The organism is Methylocystis parvus (assembly GCF_049675845.1).
Classification (GTDB): domain Bacteria; phylum Pseudomonadota; class Alphaproteobacteria; order Rhizobiales; family Beijerinckiaceae; genus Methylocystis; species Methylocystis parvus_A.
The window spans coordinates 552,765-571,019 of record NZ_CP187161.1 but is presented as its reverse complement, the minus strand read 5'-3'; the positions used below and the strand labels follow the sequence as shown (position 1 = coordinate 571,019).

Below are 18,255 nucleotides of genomic sequence, written 5' to 3'. Positions count from 1 at the left end.
TCTGAGCATCGCAATACTCAAAGAATAGATAGTGACCTGAGTCAGGCGGAGACCAGGCGCGGTTTGTTTCTGAGGAGCCACCTGTGATGTTTGCCTCTGCGCTCGCAATGCCCGTTCACCGCGGTTTCGTTAGCCTTTGCGCGCTTTCCGCCGCTCTGGCCGTCGCAGATACGGCCTTTGCCCAGCAATCGCTTCCGACCATCAATGTCGGCGGCGCCCGGCGCGTCGTGACCCGTGGCCCGGCTCCGCGCGCTGCGCGGCCCTCAGCCCCTTCGCCGATCGTGACGGCCGGCGCTCCGGCGACGGGGCCCGCCGCCCCCGGCCCGGCGCCCTTCATCCCCGCGGGCGAGCAGGTCTGGCGCGGGCCGACCAATGTCGTGGGCTATGTGGCCGGCGGCACGTCGACGGCGACCAAGACCAACACGCCGATACGCGACATTCCGCAGTCCATCACGATCCTCACGCAGCAACAGCTTCAGGACCGCAACAGCCTCACCCTCAATCAGGCGCTGCAATATGTGCCGGGCGTGACGGTGGCGCAGGGCGAGGGGCAGCGCGACCAGCTCACCATTCGCGGTCAGCCGACCTCGGCGGATTTCTACACGGACGGCGTGCGCGACGACGCCGAGTACTATCGCGACCTCTACAACATTCAGGCGGTCGAAGTGCTGAAAGGTCCGAGCGCGCTGATCTTCGGCCGCGGCGGCGGCGGCGGCGTGGTCAATCGCGTCACCAAGAAGGCGGATGGCGAGACGCTGCGCGCGATGCAGGTCTCGACCGGCAGCTTCGGCCGCAAGCGCGTGACGTTCGACGTGGGGCAGGCGATCAACGACAAGCTCGCCTTCCGTCTCAACGGGCTTTTCGAGCAGTCCTACAGCTACCGCGACTATTTCGACATGAAGCGCTGGGGGATCAATCCGACTTTCACCTGGAAGCCCTTCGAGAAGACATTCGTCACGCTCAGCTACGAGCATTATTTCGACTATCGCACGATGGATCGCGGCGTTCCGTCGGTGAATTACAACGCCTCGCCGGCGGTGCTCGCCGCGCAGGCGCTGGGCGTTGGCTATCTCTACCCCGGCTATCCGGCGCCCACGGGCCGCTCGACTTTCTTCGGCAATCCGGACGTCAATTACGCCAAGACGGACGTCGATCGCGCCGTCGCCATGGTCGACCACACCACTGATTTCGGCCTCAACATCAAGAACCAGACCGTCTTTGCGCATTACGCGAAGTTCTATCAGAACACCTTCGCCAACAACGCGGTGACGTTCGGAACCAACGTTCCGCCGGGCCTGAACTGCGCGGGCTCCCTGCCGCCATGCGTCCAGCTCTCGGGCTACAATAACGAGACGCCGCGCCAGAATATCTTCAATCAGACCGATCTGACCTACACGCTCCAGATGACGCCTGAGATCAAGCATGTGCTGCTGGCGGGCATGGAGTTCGGCAACCAGAAATCGGACACGAACCGCAACAACGCCCGCTGGCTCAACCCCTTCACGGGCGGCGCCAATATCAACACGTTTTACGGGCTGCCGACGGTCTTCCTGCCGGTCGTCTTCACCAACTCCCAGTTCCGCCGCCACACCGATCTCGACGTTGCGGCCGGCTATGTGCAGGACCAGATCAGCGTCACGAAATATGTCGATATCATCGCGGGCGTGCGCTTCGACAGCTACAGCCTGAAGTTCGTCAACAACCTCATCAACCCGACTCCGACGTTCGACAATTATTGGGGGCAGACGCTCGTCAACAATGTCGGCAAATGGTCGCCGCGCGTCGGCGTCGTGGTGAAGCCCTTCGAGCAGCTTTCGCTCTACGGCAGCTATTCGCGCAGCTTCCTCCCGGCCGCCGGAGATCAGTTCACCACGCTGACGATCACGCAGGCGAACCTGCAGCCGCAGGGCTTCGAGAATGTCGAGGCGGGCTTCAAGGCCGAGATCATGCCGCAGCTCCTCTTCACCGGCGCGATCTACAATCTGAACCGATCGAACCAGCCGGTCTCCATCAACGCCTTCTACAACGTGCTGACCAACACCCGCACGGTCGGCGGCGAACTCGGCCTTGTCGGGCAGGTGACGAAGGAGTGGCAGGTCTCGCTTGGCTACGGGAACCAGCACGCTTATGTGACGAGTTCCGATCGCCAGCCCGCGCTCGCCGGCGGCGGCGCGCTCTTCACGGAGAAGGGCAAGGTGGTGCCCTCCGTGCCGCAGAACACCTTCTCCTTCTGGAATAAGTACGACGTCTCCTCGCTCATCGGCCTCGCGCCTGGCGTGCTCGGCTTCGGCACGGGCGTGATCTACAATTCGAAGTTTTACGCCGCTCTCGACAACGCCGTCGTCATTCCCGGCTACGCCCGCTGGGACGGGGCGGTTTACGTCAAGTTCAGCGAGAACATCTCGGGTCAGGTCAATGTCGAGAATATTCTGGGTTCGTACTATTACGCGTCGGCACACAATAACAACAACATCATGCCCGGCGCGCCGCGCTCGGCCTTCGTGACGGTGAATGCGAAGTTCTGAGGAGGCGTGACCAGGGAAGAGAGGGCGCGCGCGCCCTCTCTTCGGACCGGATGCCTTTTGGTAAATCTGAAATCCCCGGAAATAGCCTCCGAATTAATAATTAATTCGCCAAATATTTGTAAAATAAACTGATTTTATATATGGATTTTTGCAGTCTGGTTTCGGAGGAAATGTTATGCGTAGCCTTCGCAAAGTCGGGATGTTTCGTTCCGCCGCGATAGCGCGATCCCTTATCGCCATATCGTTTCTCGCTAAGTCTGGCGCGGCTCTGGCGGCGACGACTTCGGTTTCATTTTACGTCAGCGGCCATGAAGACGACTGGTATCTGTTCTTTTCCAAGGGCGCTGTGGATGATTCCCTTAAGGCCACAAATAAAACCGTGTTCATCTATTTCACGGCTGGCGACGGCGGGTGCGGCGATTCTTGCCCTTCGCCGTTCAATGGCATTCCCTATTACAAGGGCCGGGAGCAGGGCAGTGTAAACGCCGTCTGGTTCCTGGCTTCGATGAAGGGATTGCAGCCTCAGCAGGCCACCTCATCGACAGTTACGATGAACGGGCATCCGGTCATTCGTTATTCCGTCCCCGCTACCAGTTTTGCAGGTCCCTTTGCTTCCTATTTCCTGCGTTTGCCCGATGGTTATATGGGGGACGGCACTCCGGCCACCGGCAATCAGTCGCTCCTGAAACTGCGCGCGAGTCAGATCAGCGTAATGGATGCGATCGACGGATCGACCTCCTATACTTCATGGACCGATCTAGTAAATACGGTGCAGGCGATCGTTAAGTCCGAAGCAACGGGAATTGGGACCGTAGTGATCAACACTCACGATCCGAATGAAACGATCAATCCTGGAGGCCATTCGGACCACTATGCCACCGGAGCCGCCATGCAGGCGGTCGCGACCGCCATTCCGTGCATCACGTCGAACTATTACACCGATGACGCAAATCTTTCTCGGCCGCAAAATCTGACGACGGTGTATTCCAACATGCAGTCCGCCCTCACGGGGATTGGACAGTCTGTCATGGCCAACAGGGGCTTCACTTCGGAGTTCAAGTTTTTCTTGGATAAACTCATAGGCAAGAACTACTTCCGCACAGTCCAGGGAGTTAGTGGCGGGTCTTGCGCATTTTGAGTGACGGGGCGCCAATATAGCGCCCTGCGCGCCTCGCAGCGGCGCGATCCTACAAAAGGTAGGCGGGGCGTCGCGCCTGAGATGCCCCGCCGCTCTTCGTAAGGCCCCTGGAACGGGGTGGCGATTGCCTACCCGACCTCTTCATGGAAACAAGCCAGCTGGAGAGCCTGCTTTTCACAAATGACGGCGCCGAGCGCTTTACCCGGATGGTCAGCGGCTTGCCGAACCTTTTCGCAGCTCCGCAACGCTTCAGGCTCGTCGCGGCCAGGCGGAGAGGTTTTATGATCGTGGGGGGGGATGGGTTCTATGTCCTTTCCTACACGAACCCTAGCTGCGCCGCCCCCCAGAACTTCAACGGCGATGGCACGAGCGATTTCTGTGGAGAGACGCGAACAACGGCAACACGGTCGTGGGCGCGCCTTGGAGCATGGCCAAGATCGGCGACTTCGACGACGACGGACGAAGCGACATATTGTGGCAGGACGCGAGCGGCTCGACGGTGGCCTCATTTACTGGTGCGGGGGCGCATCGATATCGTTGTCGAAACTGATCGCGACAGCGCCGAGCAACTGGCAGATAATGGCGGGCAACTAAAGACCCGCAGGGAACGCTTTGTCGGGCGCGGCGGGATGGGTTATGCGTGAGCCCGATTAGCATACAGGCGCGACCTTGACCCGCAAACCAGACGAAGTCTCCTCCGAAATCATGCAGCCCCTCGAGACGCTGCCGGTCTTCTTTCCCCTCGCCGGTAAGCGGGTCGTGGTGGTCGGCGGCGGGGAGGGCGCGGCCTGGAAGGTCGATCTCGCGGCGGCGACCGGCGCGCAGGTCGAGGTCTTCGCGCGCGATCCTTGCGAGAAGCTCCGCGAGATGGGCGCCGAGCGGGCGAATGTGACGCTGCATGAGCGCGCCGCGACGGCCGCGGATTTCGAGGGCGCGGCTCTCGCCTTCGGCGCAACCTTCGACGACGCCGAGGCCGACGCGGCCCGCAAGGCGGCGGGCGCTGCGCATGTGCCGCTCAATCTGGCCGACCGCCCCGCGATGAGCGACTTCATCATGGGCGCCATCGTCAACCGCTCGCCGCTCGTCATCGGCGTCTCCACCGGCGGCGCCTCGCCGGTCTTCGCGCAGGCCGTGCGCGGGCGCATCGAGTCGCTCGTGCCAGCGCCTTTCGCGGCCTGGGCCAAGGCGGCGCAGGAGTGGCGGCCGCAGGTGCTTTCCTCGGGCCTCGATTTCGTGGCGCGGCGCGATTTCTGGCGTCGCTTCACCCGGCTCGCCTTTCGCGACATCGAGCGCCAGCCGAGCGAGAAAGATCGCGACGCGCTTCTGACCGAGGCGCGCGAAGCCGGCGACGCCGCGTCGCGCGGGCGGGTGACGCTCGTCGGCGCCGGGCCGGGCGATCCGGAATTGCTGACTTTAAAGGGCATGCGCGCGCTGGCGGGCGCCGACGTGGTGCTCTTCGACGATCTCGTCCCCGCGAGCATTCTGGACTTTGCCCGCCGCGAGGCGACGCGCATAAATGTCGGCAAGCGCGGCTACAAGCCGTCGGTGCGGCAGGAGGAAATCACGGCGCTGCTCGTCGATCTTGCCCGCGCCGGCAAGAACGTCGTGCGCCTCAAGGGCGGCGATCCGCTGATCTTCGGCCGAGCCAATGAGGAGATTGCGGCGCTGCGCGAAGCCGGCTTCGACATCGAGATCGTGCCGGGCGTTACCGCCGCCTGCGCCGGCGCGGCCGCGCTCGGCGCCTCGCTGACGAGCCGCGAGACGGCGCGGCGCGTGCAGTTCATCACCGCACATACGAAGGAAGGCGAGTTCCCCGAGGATTTCGACTGGGGCGCGCTCGCCGACCGCCGCGCGACGACGGCGGTCTATATGGGCAACCGTAATTTGCCGGCTCTGTCGCGCCGCCTGCTCGAAGAAGGAATGGCGCATGATACGCCGGCCTTCCTCATCGAGCGCGCTTCGACGCTCGAAGAGCGCGTGATCAAGGGCACGATTGCAAATCTGCCGGAGAAGGTGGCGGCCGAGACGATTGTCGGGCCGGTGATGGTGCTGATCGGCTGGGCTTTGGTCGAGAACTGAATCGGGCCTAGTGTTTGCGCCTTGGCTTTAGGCGAGGCGAGACATGGCGATTACCAGACGTTCGGCGATAGTTTCTTCCGCTCTGGCGCTTGCTGCGCCGGGCCTTGCTCAGGCGCGTTCCAGGGCCGCGTCCGACCCCATCGAAAAGCATCTGCCCGATCTCGACCGGATCGTCGCAGAGACGATGAAAAAGACCGGCGTTCCGGGCATGTCCGTCGCTGTCGTGTCACGCGACCGCATCGTGTACCTCAAGGGCTTCGGTGTCCGCAGGGCGGGGCGCCCGGAGCCCGTCGACGCCGACACGGTCTTTGCGCTCGCGTCTCTCTCCAAGCCGCTGGCGACGACGGTGGTCGCTGGGCTCGTCGGCGACAAGGTCGTCTCCTGGGACGACAAGATCGTCCGCCACCTTCCTGATTTTGCAATGAGCGATCCCTGGATCACGCGGGATATCACACTGCGCGACATGTTCTGCCATCGTAGCGGGTTGCCCGACCATGGCGGGGATCTCCTGGAAGACATCGGCTACGGACGCGACGAAGTTCTGCACCGTCTGCGCTACGTCAAGCCGAAGGGCGATTTCCGCGCCGCGTACGCCTACACGAACTTCGGTTTCACGGCTGCGGCGATCGCCACCGCAAAGGCAGCCGGCAGGTCCTGGGAGGATCTCTCGGCCGAGCGCCTCTACAGGCCGCTTGGCATGACGAGCACAAGTTCGCGCTACGCCGATCTCGCGGCGCGCGGAAACCGGGCCTTCGGGCATGTGCGGCGCAACGGCGCCTGGGTCGTCGGGGAGCAGCGCGACCCCGACGCGCTATCGCCGGCGGGCGGCGCCAGCTCATCTGCGCGCGACATGGCGGCCTGGCTCCGGCTCCAACTTGCGCGTGGACGTTTCGAGGGGCGGGAGGTCGTCAAGGATTTTGCGCTGGACGAGACGCATCGGCCGCAGATCGCCACCGAGCCGGCCGACCCGACAGACGCGGCGCCGACCTTCTACGGGCTTGGTTGGAACATGGGTTATAACGAACATCCGTTAGTACATTTGGGCCATTCGGGCGCCTTTGCGCTCGGCGCCGCGACCTGCGTGAACATTCTGCCTTCCCGCGGGCTCGGCATCGTGGCTCTCAGCAATTCCTCTCCAGTTGGCGCGCCCGAAGCCGTGTGCCGCAGTTTCCTTGATCTGGCGACATCTGGAAAAATCGACCGCGACTGGCTCGCGCTCTTTGGCGCCGCCTTCGCGAAGATGGCGGAGCCCACCTACGGGCGAGACGCCGATTATTCAACGTCGCCTGCCGACGCCGCCCCGGCCGGCGCCCTGTCCGATTATGTCGGGACGTATAGCAACGACCTCTATGGCGCTATCGCGATTACGCAGAACGTAAATACCCTACACGCTCTGATCGGGCCGAAAAATACGCCTTACGGCATGCGTCATTTCTCCGGCGATATTTTTACGTTTCAGCCTAGAGGCGAGAACGCATACGGCCCGTCTCCCGTGAGGTTTACGATGGACGTACGCAATAAGTCGACTTCGATGCGGATCGACTATTTCAACGAGACGGGGCAGGGCCTTTTCATTCGCACCGCCTGAAAAGACAGAGGGCCGCGTCGATTTCTCGGCGCGGCCTCCGTGAGCTCAGCTGCAGCTTTATTCGCGTCGCCACATGGGCGTCGCGCGCTCCCGCTCAAATGACGGGAGCGTCCCACATGGCCCGGGTCGAACCCGCCCCAAGCCGCCGGCAGAAAATTTCCAGCAAAAAATGCTAGCAAACATATACATGGGGTCATCCCCCAAATGGGGTATGCGGGTCAGATATTCCCCTTGCCCGCGGCGAACGTCGCAATCCGGTTCAGAAAAGCCGTCAACTCGCTCTGGCGCGACACGCCGATCTTGATGAAGACGCGCTTGAGAACCGTGCGCGCCGTGCTCTCGGCGATGCCGAGGCGTTCCGCAGCCGCTTTCGGCGCCATGCCGCGGCCGATGAGCGCCGCCACGCGCGCCTCTCCCAGCGTCAAGCCGAGCGTGTCCCGCAGGAACGCCGGATCCGGGGGCTCGTCCGTCCCGGCATCAGCAAGAAGGATCATGGCCCGCGCGCGCGTCAGCATCATATCCACGGCGCTGGCGCGGCTTGCCGGGAAGCAGTAAGCGATGAGCGGCGGCCGTGACGGCGCCTGCTCGATGAGCAGGGGTTTGAGCGAGGCGCCCGGCGCGCCCGCGCCATAACTTTCGATCGCAAGCTGGAGTGCGGCGCGGGCCCTTTCCGAAGAAAGGCGCAGAGGCTCTTCCTGCTCGCATCCGAGCGCGCTTCTCGCCTTGTCATTGGCGAAAACCACGCGTCCTGCGGCGTCGACGGCAATCACCCCGAAATCGGCCTGTCGCAGCGCCTCGCTCAGGCCGAGGTTCAGCGCCTCGGCTTCGAAGAGGCGCAAAGAGAGGCGAAACGCCTTCTCGACATGCCGCGCGAGTTCGTGGACGATCGCGAGCTCCTGGCGGGTGAAAGGGGGCTTCGACCGCGAACGCTGCACGCTCACCATGAGGCTGACATTGGCCTCGGGCGCGACGCTCGCCGCCCCGAACCAGCCAATGCCGAGACTTGGGAGAAACTCGGTGTAAATCGGGTGGGTGTCGATTTCTTCCTGCGTGACGACGTCATAATCGCAGAGAACGTCCTGCTCCGCGGCGTAGAGCTTTTCCGCGCCGCGTAAGGTTCGGATGTCGTGCTTCCACCAATAGCGCTCGAACTCCGCCTGTCCGTGCTGCAGGCTGGGGGAGACGATCGTCCCGAAACCCTCGGCCGCATTGCGCCAGATCAGCACGGCGCCGACGTCGTCGAAGACGTCGGCGAACGCCTGGAGGGCGTCCGGCCAAAGGGAAGGGTCGGCGGCGGCGTCATAGATCAGGCTCACGGCGCGGCTGAAACGCTTTTCCATTGCGAAAGTGTTTTGGTTAGATTCTGTTTCCAATTAAAGCAAATAGCGCAACCGGAGCGGCTGGCAAGGTCAGCTGACTGAATGCGCCAATGTCGTCAGCAGGTGATCTTCATCCGGCTTCTCGGCGCGCGCCACGTCGAGCCCGCGCGCCTCGAGCGGCGCCGCGACATCCGAGGACAGCGCAATATGGACGATCCCAGGCAGCGCGTCGGAGAGGCCCGCCGATTCAGCGAGATTCAGAAAGAGCTCGACGCTACGGCGGGAATAGTGGAGCGCGAAATCGATCTCGCCAGCTCCCAGCGCCGCGCTTGCGTCGTCTGAAAGGGCTTGCGCGGCCTGCGCCTCGTAGACATTGACCGCCGTGACGCTGTGCCCCGCGCCGCCGAGGCCCGCTTCCAGCGCAGCCTGCCGGTCTCGTCCGGCGAGATAGAGAAAATGCGCCGGCTCCGGGTAGCGGGCGAGGAGCAGGGGCAGGATCGCCTCGGCGTTCCCCGCGACGATGTCAGTCCGCCAGCCCTGAACCTCCGCGGCGCGGGCCGTCTTCGCGCCGACGACATGCATCGGCAGGGATTTGTAACGCCCCGCATCGGCCCCGGCGCATTCGACGCCTTTGGCGCTCGAAACCAGAACCGCGTCGTAGACGCCCGACGGTATGGCTGCGCCCGTGGCCGCAATCTCCAGAACGGGAGATACGACCGACGTAAGACCCATCAAGCGGAGCTTTTCCGAGGTACGTAAGGCGTCTTCCCGCGCGCGGAGCACGAGAACGCGCGTCACATCAGCCCCGCGACGCCGTGAGGGAGCTTCAGGACAATCTCATTGCCCGCATCCGCCCCGATCATCGCCGCATCGATGGCGCGGCCCTTGCGGCGCGTGGACCAGACTTCGCTGCCGTCCGCCTTCAGCACCTCGCCGTAAAAAGCGATATCGCCGCCGGCGACGGTCGCATGGCCGGCGATGGGCGTGCGGCAGGAGCCGTCCAGCGCCGAGAGAAAGGCGCGCTCGGCCGCGAGCGCGAGCGCCGTCGCCTCGTCGAGAATCGGCGCGAGCGCGGCCTGCGTCTCGGGATCGGCGGCGCGAGCCGTGATGCCGATGGCTCCCTGGCCGACGGCGGGCGGGAAATCTTCGAGCGGCAGCAGCGCCGTCGCGCGGTCGGCGAGGCCGAGCCGCTTCAGCCCCGCGAGCGCCAGCAGCGTCGCGTCCACTTCGCCGCTCTCCACCTTGCGCAGCCGCGTCTCGACATTGCCGCGCAGCAGCTCGGTCCGCAGGTCCGGCCGCCGGCGTTTCACTTGCGCGGCGCGCCGCAGCGAGGCCGTGCCGACGACGGCCCCGGCCGGAAGCTGATCGATCGTGGCGCCGTCGCGGCCGATCCAGGCGTCGCGCACGTCTTCGCGCGGCAGATAGCCGGCGATGACGATTTCGGACGGCAGATGCGTCGGCAGGTCCTTGGAGCTGTGGACCGCGAGGTCGATGGACCCCGCGATCAGCGCGGAGTCGAGCTCCTTGGTGAAAAGCCCCTTGCCGCCGGATTCCGAGAGCGGGCGGTCCTGAATGACGTCGCCGGTCGTCTTGATGATCTCGATGGCGATGTGATCTTCGGCGACGCCATGCGCCTTGGCGAGCAGGGCCCGGACCATATGGGTCTGCGCAAGCGCCAGCGGCGAGCCGCGCGTGCCGATGCGAAGGCTTTTGATCGTCATGAACCTTTCCGCCGTAAGAGTTTCGCGGACTATAAGCGGCGGGGAGGGAAGGGCAAGCGGGTCGCGCGCCCGCGCCAATCTGGGACTTTGGCTTTCCCCATGCGATAAGCGCTCATACAGCCAATCGAAAGACAGCCTTGTCGACCCCCGCAGCCCCGCCATCCGCCTATCGCTGGGTCGTGCTCGCCCTCGCGACGCTCGCGCAGACGGGCGGGTGTTTTCTCGTGCAGGGGCTCGGGGCGCTGGGGCCGGCCTTGCAGGCGGCGTTCGGGCTCGACGCAGCGCAGGTCGGCTTCGCGATGTCGGCGGCGCAGGCGGTTCCGATTGTCGGTCTGCCCGTCGCCGGGTTGCTGCTCGACCGTTTCAGCGAAAGGCTGATCGTCGGCCTTGGCGCGACCATGGTCGCGGCCTCGCTTGTCGGAGCGGCGCGGGCGGAAAGCTATGGGGGCGTGCTGTCCTGGCTCGTCGTCGCGAGCGTCGGCTATTGCACGGTGCAGCCGGGCGGCGGCAAGGTCGTGGCGGCGTGGTTTTCGCCCGATACGCGCGGCTTCGCCATGGGCATAAGGCAGGCGGGGCTGCCGCTCGGCGCGGCGCTGGCGGCCTTGATCCTGCCCGTCGCGGCGGCGCGGAACGGATGGCAGGCGGCCTTTGACCTCGGCGCTTTCGCGGCGCTCGCAAGCGGATTGCTTTTCGCCTTCTTCTACCGGCCGCCACCGGAGCCTTTGCCCGAGCGCAAGCGGACGCCCGGCATGTGGCGCGAGCGCTTCAAGGAAATCGCGCCGCGCCTGCCGCGCATCGTCTGGTCCGGGGTGGCGCTCGTCAGCGTGCAATTCGCCATCACGGTCTATCTGCCCCTCGATCTGCGCGACCGCTTCGGCATTCCCGCGGAGACAGGCGTAAAACTCCTGTTCGGGGCGCAATTTGCGGGCGCGTTCGCGCGGATCCTGCTGGCCGCCTGGAGCGACCGCAGCCGGCGCGGGCGGTTCTTTCCGCTCGCCATGAGCATGGGCGCCATCGCGCTGGGCCTTGCCGCCTATATCGCCGCGCCGGGCGCGCCGCTCTGGCTTGTGGCGGGGATTGCAGCCTGGCTCGGCTTTTTCGGCTTCGGCTGGTACGGACCGTGGATCGCGCTGGTGTCCGAGGCGGCGCCGCGCGGGGCCATCGGCTTCATGATTGGCCTCGCCATGGCGATCAATCAGATCTTCGTCGTGCTGGTTCCGCCGGCCTTCGGCGCGCTGCGCGACGCGACGGGAACCTTCGCCTATGGCTGGGGGGTCATCGCCTTTGCGGTCGTGCTCGTGCTTCTAACGCAGGCGCGCACTAGCTTTCGTCCTTGAGAGGCGCCTCGCCTCGCAGCGAGACGCGTCATGTACGAAACGATCCTGAAGCACGCCGCGACCAATCACGTCGAGCTGTCCAGCGGGCGGCGTGTCGGTCTTCCCGTCAGATATCTGGACTGGACCGGCATTCTGGCGCATTTCCCCGCGCCCGCCTCGGCCGTCTGTCGCCTCCTGCCCAGCAAGGCGCTCGCGCCGGTGATGATCGCGCCCGGGACGGCGATCCTCTCCATCGCCGCAATCGAATATAGGCGCATTGCGGAGGTCGCGCCCTATAACGAGGTCGCGGTCATGACGCCGGTCCTTTACAAACCGCCCGTCAACCTACCGGCTCTGCCGTTCTTCTTTCCCCGCCTCTTCAAAAGCTTCGGCTTTTTCGTGCTGAATATGCCGGTGACGACAGAGGACGCCCGCGAACTGGGCGTCAAGGTCTGGGGCTATCCGAAATTCCTCGCCGGTATTTCATTCGAGGAGTTCGACAATACGCGTCGTTGCCGCGTCGAGCTCGAAGGGAAGGAGTTTCTGTCACTGGACGTCGAGCAAATTCCTGCAAAGGACCAGAAAGTCGATTTTCAACTTTACACGGTGAAAGACGGCCGCCTGCTACGGCATCGGCTGGAGACGGAAGGCCTTTACGGCGTCTCGCCTTTCCCGGGCGGGGCCGCGGTTTCGTTTGGAGATCATCCACTGGGCGAGGCGCTGCGGGGGATCGGCGTCGGGAAGAAGCCCATCGCCCGGGTTTTCGGGAGCAATGTCGCCAGTCTGCTGCACGAGGCCGATCAGAGCTTTCCGCTCTGAGAATCAGTCAGCGCTGGGGAGCCGCCGCATGATGAATTCGATACGTCCATCGTCGAGCTCCCGCCAGAACTCGATCTCGGTCATATAGGCGGCCTTGGGATAGCGGTCGAACCATTCGCGCGCCTTCGCCCGCGCGTCGAGGCGGGGCAGAGTGAAGGTCTCGCGGCGCCAGCCGTCGCTCTGCGCGCGGCTTTTTTCCGCGAGCTTGCGCGCAATGTCTCTGGGCGCTCTCGTTACGCTCATTACTCATGCTCCCGCAGATGCGAAAAGATAGCGCGCTGGAGCCGGGAAGGGGAGTCGCGATTCGCGGCCCCTGACGGCTCGGCCGGAGCCTTTATCGCCGCAACTGTTTCGGGGAGATGAATGCCGGCGCCTCCATTTCCTCGTTTTCAGGGGAGACGGAAGACAAGGAATGGCGAAGGCTGCGACTTCCCCGCGCCGCGAAAGAACGCTAGATCAGCGCCATGAGCGATCGCCCCACCTACATGATCTCCACGGCCATTCCCTACGCGAATGGCGCGCCCCATATCGGCCACGCCTATGAGCGCATCGCGACCGACGCCTTCGCGCGCTGGAAGCGGCTCGACGGCTATGACGTGCTGTTCGTCACCGGAATGGACGAGCACGGCCAGAAGGTGCAACGCACGGCGGAGAAGGAAGGGGTGACCCCCCAGCAATTCGTGGACGACATCGCCGCGAAATTCGCACGCATGGGCGAGGCGCTCAACGCGCGGGCCGACGACATCGTCCGCACGACGCAGGAGCGGCACAAGGAGACCGTGCTCGAAATCTGGCGGCGCATGGAGGCCAATGGCGACATCTACCTGTCGAAATACGCCGGCTGGTATTCCGTCCGCGACGAAGCCTATTACGCCGAGGACGAGCTGACCGAGCGCGAGGGCAAGAAATACGCGCCGACGGGCACGCCCGTTGAGTGGGTCGAGGAGGAGAGCTGGTTCTTCAGGCTCTCGGCTTATGCCGAGAAGCTGCTGGCGCTTTACGAGGCGAGCCCCGACTTCATCACGCCCGAGCACTACAAGAACGAGATCGTCGCCTTCGTGAAGCGCGGGCTCGACGATCTCTCCATCTCGCGCACCACCTTCGACTGGGGCATCAAGATCCCGCCGAGCCCCGAGACCAACGCCGACCACGTCATGTATGTCTGGGTCGACGCGCTGACGAACTACATCACCGCGACCGGCTGGCTCACCGGCGGCGAGAAGGCGCGCTACTGGCCCGCCGACGCGCATGTGATCGGCAAGGACATCACCCGCTTCCACGCCATCTACTGGCCGGCGTTCCTCATGTCGGCCGGGGCGCCGCTGCCGAAGCAGATCGTCGTACACGGCTTTCTGTTCTCCAAGGGCGAGAAGATGTCGAAATCCCTCGGCAATGTCGTCGGCCCGCAGGAGCTGATCGACCGCTACGGCGTCGACCAGATGCGCTACTTCTTTCTGCGCGAAGTGCCCTTCGGACAGGACGGCAATTATTCGCACGAGGCGATCGTGATGCGCATGAACGCCGACCTCGCCAACGACCTCGGCAATCTGGCGCAGCGATCGCTCTCGATGATCGCCAAGAACTGCGGCGGCGTGGTGCCGAAGAAGGGCGAGCTGACCGAAGCCGACAAGGACATTCTCGCGCAGGCCGCCAGCGTGCTGGAGAAGGCGCGGGGGGCGATGGACGCCTATCAGCCGCATCACGCGCTGGCTGAAATTTTCCGCGTCGTCGCCGAAGCCAACCGCTATTTCGCGGGCGAGGAGCCCTGGGCGAAGAAGAAGACCGACCCCGCCCGCATGGAGACGATCCTCCATGTGACGGCCGAGACGCTGCGCCGTCTCGTGATCCCGCTGCAGGCGTTCATTCCCGAGGCGGCGGGCAAGTTCCTCGACTCGCTGGGCGTCGGCCCGGACGAGCGCGATTTCGCCCATGCCGGCGAGGCCAACGCGCTGCAGGAAGGCGCGCCGCTGCCGCCGCCGGCGCCGGTGTTTCCGCGATATGTGGAGGAAGCGCCAGACACGGTGGTCATCGGAGACAAGGTCGAAGCTGAAATCAACCGGAAGAAATAGGTCGCTGACAAAGTTCGGATGACGCCCCTCGTCCTTCGAGACGCCTGCTTTGCAGGCTCCTCAGGATGAGGGGCTCTATCCTCTGTGTCCAAACACTTAGGCCTCATCCTGAGGAGCGAGCGAAAGCTCGCGTCTCGAAGGACGAGGCCTCTCTCGGGGTTTGTCAGCAATCTGACGGGCAGCTACTGCGCCACCGTCATCAACTCCAGCACATGGCCGTCGGGGCTCCTGAAATAGACGCCGCGGCCGCCGTTCCAGTGGTTGAGCTTGCCGTCCTCGAAATTGCCCGGCGCGCTGCCGAACTTCACGCCGCTCGCCTGTACCCGCTCAAAGATCGCGTCGAACTCCGCCTCGCTGACATGGAAGGCGTAATGGCTAGGCGGGAAGTTCTTCTCGTCGTCGAAGAGCAGCGTCAGCGTGCCATTGACCTTCACCGGCGCGAAATGAGTGGCGGCCGCCTCGTCGAAGGGCAATCCAAATATGTTGGCGAACCAGCGCGCGGCGTCCCGCCTGTTTTTCGCCGCCACGATTGTGTGGTTGAGCACGATCGTCATTCGCGGTCTCATCTATCTACTTTTTTCAATGAGATGGGCGCCGCGCAGAGCGGGGGCACGGGCTTGTCAATTCGAAAGGCGCAACTCGCCTCCAACCCGGCGAGCCGCTAAACTGCCGGCATGAGCGCTTCAGACCCCGCCCGCTTCATCGGCGACATTCCCCGAGACTATGACACTGGCCTCGGCCCCGTGATCTTCGAGGATTACGCGGCCGACATCGCCCGGCGCGCGGCGATACGGGCCCCACATGAGGTGCTCGAGATCGCAGCCGGCACCGGCATCGTCACGCGCAAGCTGCGCGACGCTCTGCTGCCGGCCGCCCGGCTGACGGCGACGGACCTCAACGCGCCCATGCTCGAGGTCGCGCGCGAGAAGTTCCGACCGGGCGAGGGGGTGAGCTTCGAGGTCGCCGACGCGATCGTCCTGCCCTTCGCCGACCAGGCCTTCGACGCCGTCGTCTGCCAGTTCGGCCTGATGTTCTTCCCGGACAAGGATACGGCGCTGCGCGAGGCGCGGCGGGTGCTCAAGCCCCATGGCCGCTATCTCTTCAGCGTCTGGGACGCGGCGCGCTACAACCCCTTCGCGCGCATCGGCCTAGACGTGGTGGAGCGCTTCTTCCCCGACGATCCGCCGAAGTTTCTCAAGACGCCCTTCTCCTGCCCGGACATCGACCCCATCAAGGAGTCGCTCATCGCGGCGGGCTTCTCCCATATCGTCGTTTCGGTGCTGCCGCGCGTACACGAGCTCGCAGACCCGACCGCCTTTGCAAAAGGCCTCGTCTTCGGCAGCCCGCTCATCGACCAGATCCGCGCGCGGGGGGACGTCGCGCCCGAGACCGTCGTCGAGGCGATGGCGGCGCAGCTGACCGGGGAGTTCGGGGCGCCTGTCAAATTGCCGATGCAGGCGATTTTGTTCGAGGCGGTCAGAATGTGAGCGGCCGGGTCAACGCGCTTGATTAGAGGTGACGGGGGGCGCCGAAGAGCGCTATTTAACCCGGCCAAGACGGCGATACATCCGTTTCAGGGACCAATGCAAAGCGCATCAACTCTTCGCAAAAGTCGGGCAGTAGCGCTCTTGGCCGCCGCCCATGCGAGTCTTGCGCCTGCCGTAGCCTTGGCGAAATCCGCGACCACGTTCAATTATGACGGCGTCTGGACCATCGACGCGACGACCTCGAGCTTCTTCTGTCCGGTCAAGAGCAAGCGGCTCTGGGCGGTGGTGCAGGGCGGTCGCGTGATGAAGCTCACGGGCCTCCCGGCCGCCGCCTCCGGTCAGATCGGCCCGGACGGCGCCGTCTCCTTCATCCTGAAGCTTTTCGGCGTCACCGCCACGGTGAACGGCAGGATGAACGGCGGGAGTGGGGCGGGCGGCTGGTCATCCAACAGCTTTATATGCGCGCGCGGCGACTGGCGCGCCTCTTCGGGAAAATGACGACGACCATGCTCATCGACACCCACTGCCATCTCGACTTCCCAGATTTCGCGCCGGAGCAGGCCGATATTATCGCACGCGCCAGGGCCCGCGGCGTCGGGCGGATGATCACCATCTCCACCCATCTCTCGCGCTTCGACCGCGTGAAGGCCGTTGCGGAAGCCTATCCCGACGTTTTCTGCACGGTCGGCACCCATCCCCATCATTCGCATGAGGAAGCCGAGCCGACTGTCGAGGAACTGGTGGCGCTCTCGCAGCACCCGAAATGCGTGGGGCTTGGCGAGGCGGGGCTCGACTATCATTACGACCGCGCGCCGCGCGAAGTCTCGCAGCGCGTCTTCCGCACGCATATCGAAGCTGCGCGCCAGACGGGCCTGCCACTCGTGATCCATACGCGCGACGCCGACGAGGATTGCGCTGCGATTTTGAAGGAAGAAATGGGGAAGGGGGCCTTCCCGGCCCTGCTCCATTGCTTCACCTCGAGCCGCCAGCTCGCCGAGACTGCGGTCGATCTTGGCCTCTACATCTCCTTTTCGGGGGTCGTGACCTTCAAGAACTCGGCCGATTTGCGCGAGACGGCCAAGGCCGTGCCGCTGGAGCGGATGCTGGTCGAGACCGACGCGCCGTTCCTCGCGCCCGTGCCGCACCGTGGCAAGCGCAACGAACCGGCTTTCGTCGTGGACACGGCGCGCCTTCTCGCCGAGATCAAGGGCATCTCCGAGGCGGAGCTCGCCCGCGTCACGACCGAAAACGCGCTGCGGCTCTTCTCGAAAATGCCGCCTCTGGAGCAGGCCGCGTGACGCTGACCGTCACGATACTGGGCTGCGCCTCGTCGGGCGGCGTGCCGCGCGTCGGGCAGGGCTGGGGGAAATGCAATCCGGATAACCCCAGGAATCGCCGCCGCCGCTGCTCGATCCTCGTCGCTCAGGGCGACCACGAGGCCGCGGCGACGCAGGTGCTGGTCGACACCGGCCCGGATCTTCGCGAGCAGCTCATCGCCGCCGATGTGAAGCGGCTCGACGCCGTGCTCTACACGCATCCGCACGCCGACCATACCCATGGCATAGACGACGTGCGCGGGCTCGTGATCCAGAACGGCCGCCGAATTCCGGCCTATATGGACGAGCCGACCGCGCGCGAGGTGACGCACAAATTCGGCTACATCTTCGTCACGCCGCCGGACAGCTTCTATCCGCCGCTGATGACCGAGCACCGGCTGCATCCGGGCCGGCCCGTGACGATCGAGGGCCCCGGCGGACCGATGGACGCCACGCCGTTCCGGCTGGACCATGGCGACATGGACGCGCTGGGCTTTCGGATCGGCAATCTCGCCTATACGCCGGACCTAAACGCCATCCCGCCGGAGAGTTCGCGCTTCCTCGAGGGCCTCGACCTCTGGATCATCGACGCGCTGCGCTGGCAGCGGCACGGCACGCATCTCTCCGTCGAACAGGCGCTGGCCTTCATCGATCTCTATCGACCCAAGCGCGCCGTGCTGACCGACCTCCATGTCGATCTGGATTACGACGCGCTCGCGGCCGTGCTGCCGGCCAATGTCGAGCCGGCCTATGACGGGCTGCGGATCGAGATCTGAACCCCGGCGCATTAGCCGGCGATTTTCCATCTTCGCCGAATTCGGCGCCCGGTTGGCGCGCGCATGATAACGTCGCCGGATTGTCAGCCGAAGGTCCCGCGC

At 64.6% G+C, this 18,255-nt stretch carries 16 protein-coding genes; 11 read left to right on the top strand and 5 right to left on the bottom strand.

The annotated features are described in order from the left end of the window. The first annotated feature begins 86 nt into the window (after positions 1 to 86). The 4 genes from ACPFMJ_RS03110 to ACPFMJ_RS03095 all read left to right on the top strand — a co-directional run bounded on the left by ACPFMJ_RS03110 (position 87) and on the right by ACPFMJ_RS03095 (position 7,330). On the top strand, positions 87 to 2,525 hold the full coding sequence (locus ACPFMJ_RS03110) for a TonB-dependent receptor (protein WP_424362412.1): 2,439 nt from the start codon (positions 87 to 89) through the stop codon (positions 2,523 to 2,525). A gap of 175 nt (positions 2,526 to 2,700) precedes the next feature. Further along, positions 2,701 to 3,663, top strand: coding sequence for a hypothetical protein (locus ACPFMJ_RS03105; RefSeq protein ID WP_424362411.1), 963 nt, complete (start codon positions 2,701 to 2,703; stop codon positions 3,661 to 3,663). A 669-nt stretch (positions 3,664 to 4,332) separates the two neighbouring features. Further along, positions 4,333 to 5,742 carry a siroheme synthase CysG gene (cysG, locus tag ACPFMJ_RS03100; RefSeq protein ID WP_424362410.1) on the top strand — a complete coding sequence of 470 codons (1,410 nt, stop codon included), beginning with the start codon at positions 4,333 to 4,335 and terminating at the stop codon, positions 5,740 to 5,742. A gap of 43 nt (positions 5,743 to 5,785) precedes the next feature. Beyond that, entirely contained in the window at positions 5,786 to 7,330 is a 1,545-nt protein-coding gene (locus tag ACPFMJ_RS03095; protein WP_424362409.1) for a serine hydrolase, read from the top strand. Positions 7,331 to 7,548: 218 nt separating this feature from the next. Here the strand turns inward: ACPFMJ_RS03095 and ACPFMJ_RS03090 are convergent, their stop codons facing one another. From ACPFMJ_RS03090 to hemC, 3 genes are all read right to left on the bottom strand, one after another. After that, positions 7,549 to 8,670, bottom strand: coding sequence for a helix-turn-helix transcriptional regulator (locus tag ACPFMJ_RS03090; protein WP_424362408.1), 1,122 nt, complete (start codon positions 8,668 to 8,670; stop codon positions 7,549 to 7,551). A 69-nt stretch (positions 8,671 to 8,739) separates the two neighbouring features. Further along, positions 8,740 to 9,381 carry a uroporphyrinogen-III synthase gene (locus tag ACPFMJ_RS03085; protein ID WP_424362407.1) on the bottom strand — a complete coding sequence of 214 codons (642 nt, stop codon included), beginning with the start codon at positions 9,379 to 9,381 and terminating at the stop codon, positions 8,740 to 8,742. Positions 9,382 to 9,443: 62 nt separating this feature from the next. Next, positions 9,444 to 10,370, bottom strand: a complete 927-nt coding sequence (gene hemC, locus ACPFMJ_RS03080; RefSeq protein WP_424362406.1) for a hydroxymethylbilane synthase — start codon at positions 10,368 to 10,370, stop codon at positions 9,444 to 9,446. 137 nt (positions 10,371 to 10,507) lie between these two features. On the opposite strand from hemC, the gene ACPFMJ_RS03075 reads away from it, so the two are divergent. Continuing rightward, on the top strand, positions 10,508 to 11,707 hold the full coding sequence (locus tag ACPFMJ_RS03075; protein ID WP_424362405.1) for an MFS transporter: 1,200 nt from the start codon (positions 10,508 to 10,510) through the stop codon (positions 11,705 to 11,707). A gap of 30 nt (positions 11,708 to 11,737) precedes the next feature. Next, on the top strand, positions 11,738 to 12,505 hold the full coding sequence (locus ACPFMJ_RS03070) for an acetoacetate decarboxylase family protein (protein WP_424362404.1): 768 nt from the start codon (positions 11,738 to 11,740) through the stop codon (positions 12,503 to 12,505). Positions 12,506 to 12,508: 3 nt separating this feature from the next. Here the strand turns inward: ACPFMJ_RS03070 and ACPFMJ_RS03065 are convergent, their stop codons facing one another. Continuing rightward, on the bottom strand, positions 12,509 to 12,748 hold the full coding sequence (locus tag ACPFMJ_RS03065) for a hypothetical protein (protein ID WP_424362403.1): 240 nt from the start codon (positions 12,746 to 12,748) through the stop codon (positions 12,509 to 12,511). A 242-nt stretch (positions 12,749 to 12,990) separates the two neighbouring features. Between ACPFMJ_RS03065 and metG the strand changes: the two genes are divergently transcribed. Then, positions 12,991 to 14,574, top strand: a complete 1,584-nt coding sequence (gene metG / locus ACPFMJ_RS03060; RefSeq protein ID WP_424363781.1) for a methionine--tRNA ligase — start codon at positions 12,991 to 12,993, stop codon at positions 14,572 to 14,574. Between the two features lie 182 nt (positions 14,575 to 14,756). Here the strand turns inward: metG and ACPFMJ_RS03055 are convergent, their stop codons facing one another. Then, positions 14,757 to 15,128 carry a VOC family protein gene (locus tag ACPFMJ_RS03055; RefSeq protein ID WP_424362402.1) on the bottom strand — a complete coding sequence of 124 codons (372 nt, stop codon included), beginning with the start codon at positions 15,126 to 15,128 and terminating at the stop codon, positions 14,757 to 14,759. A 120-nt stretch (positions 15,129 to 15,248) separates the two neighbouring features. Between ACPFMJ_RS03055 and ACPFMJ_RS03050 the strand changes: the two genes are divergently transcribed. The 4 genes from ACPFMJ_RS03050 to ACPFMJ_RS03035 all read left to right on the top strand — a co-directional run bounded on the left by ACPFMJ_RS03050 (position 15,249) and on the right by ACPFMJ_RS03035 (position 18,153). Continuing rightward, positions 15,249 to 16,061 carry a class I SAM-dependent methyltransferase gene (locus tag ACPFMJ_RS03050; protein WP_424362401.1) on the top strand — a complete coding sequence of 271 codons (813 nt, stop codon included), beginning with the start codon at positions 15,249 to 15,251 and terminating at the stop codon, positions 16,059 to 16,061. A 180-nt stretch (positions 16,062 to 16,241) separates the two neighbouring features. Next, positions 16,242 to 16,559, top strand: a complete 318-nt coding sequence (locus ACPFMJ_RS03045) for a hypothetical protein (protein ID WP_424362400.1) — start codon at positions 16,242 to 16,244, stop codon at positions 16,557 to 16,559. Between the two features lie 8 nt (positions 16,560 to 16,567). Then, positions 16,568 to 17,359, top strand: a complete 792-nt coding sequence (locus tag ACPFMJ_RS03040) for a TatD family hydrolase (protein WP_424363780.1) — start codon at positions 16,568 to 16,570, stop codon at positions 17,357 to 17,359. After that, positions 17,356 to 18,153 (top strand): MBL fold metallo-hydrolase, encoded by a 798-nt coding sequence (locus ACPFMJ_RS03035; RefSeq protein WP_424362399.1) that lies wholly within the window; start codon positions 17,356 to 17,358, stop codon positions 18,151 to 18,153. The genes ACPFMJ_RS03040 and ACPFMJ_RS03035 overlap by 4 nt, the downstream gene beginning before the upstream one ends. Positions 18,154 to 18,255: the final 102 nt, after the last annotated feature.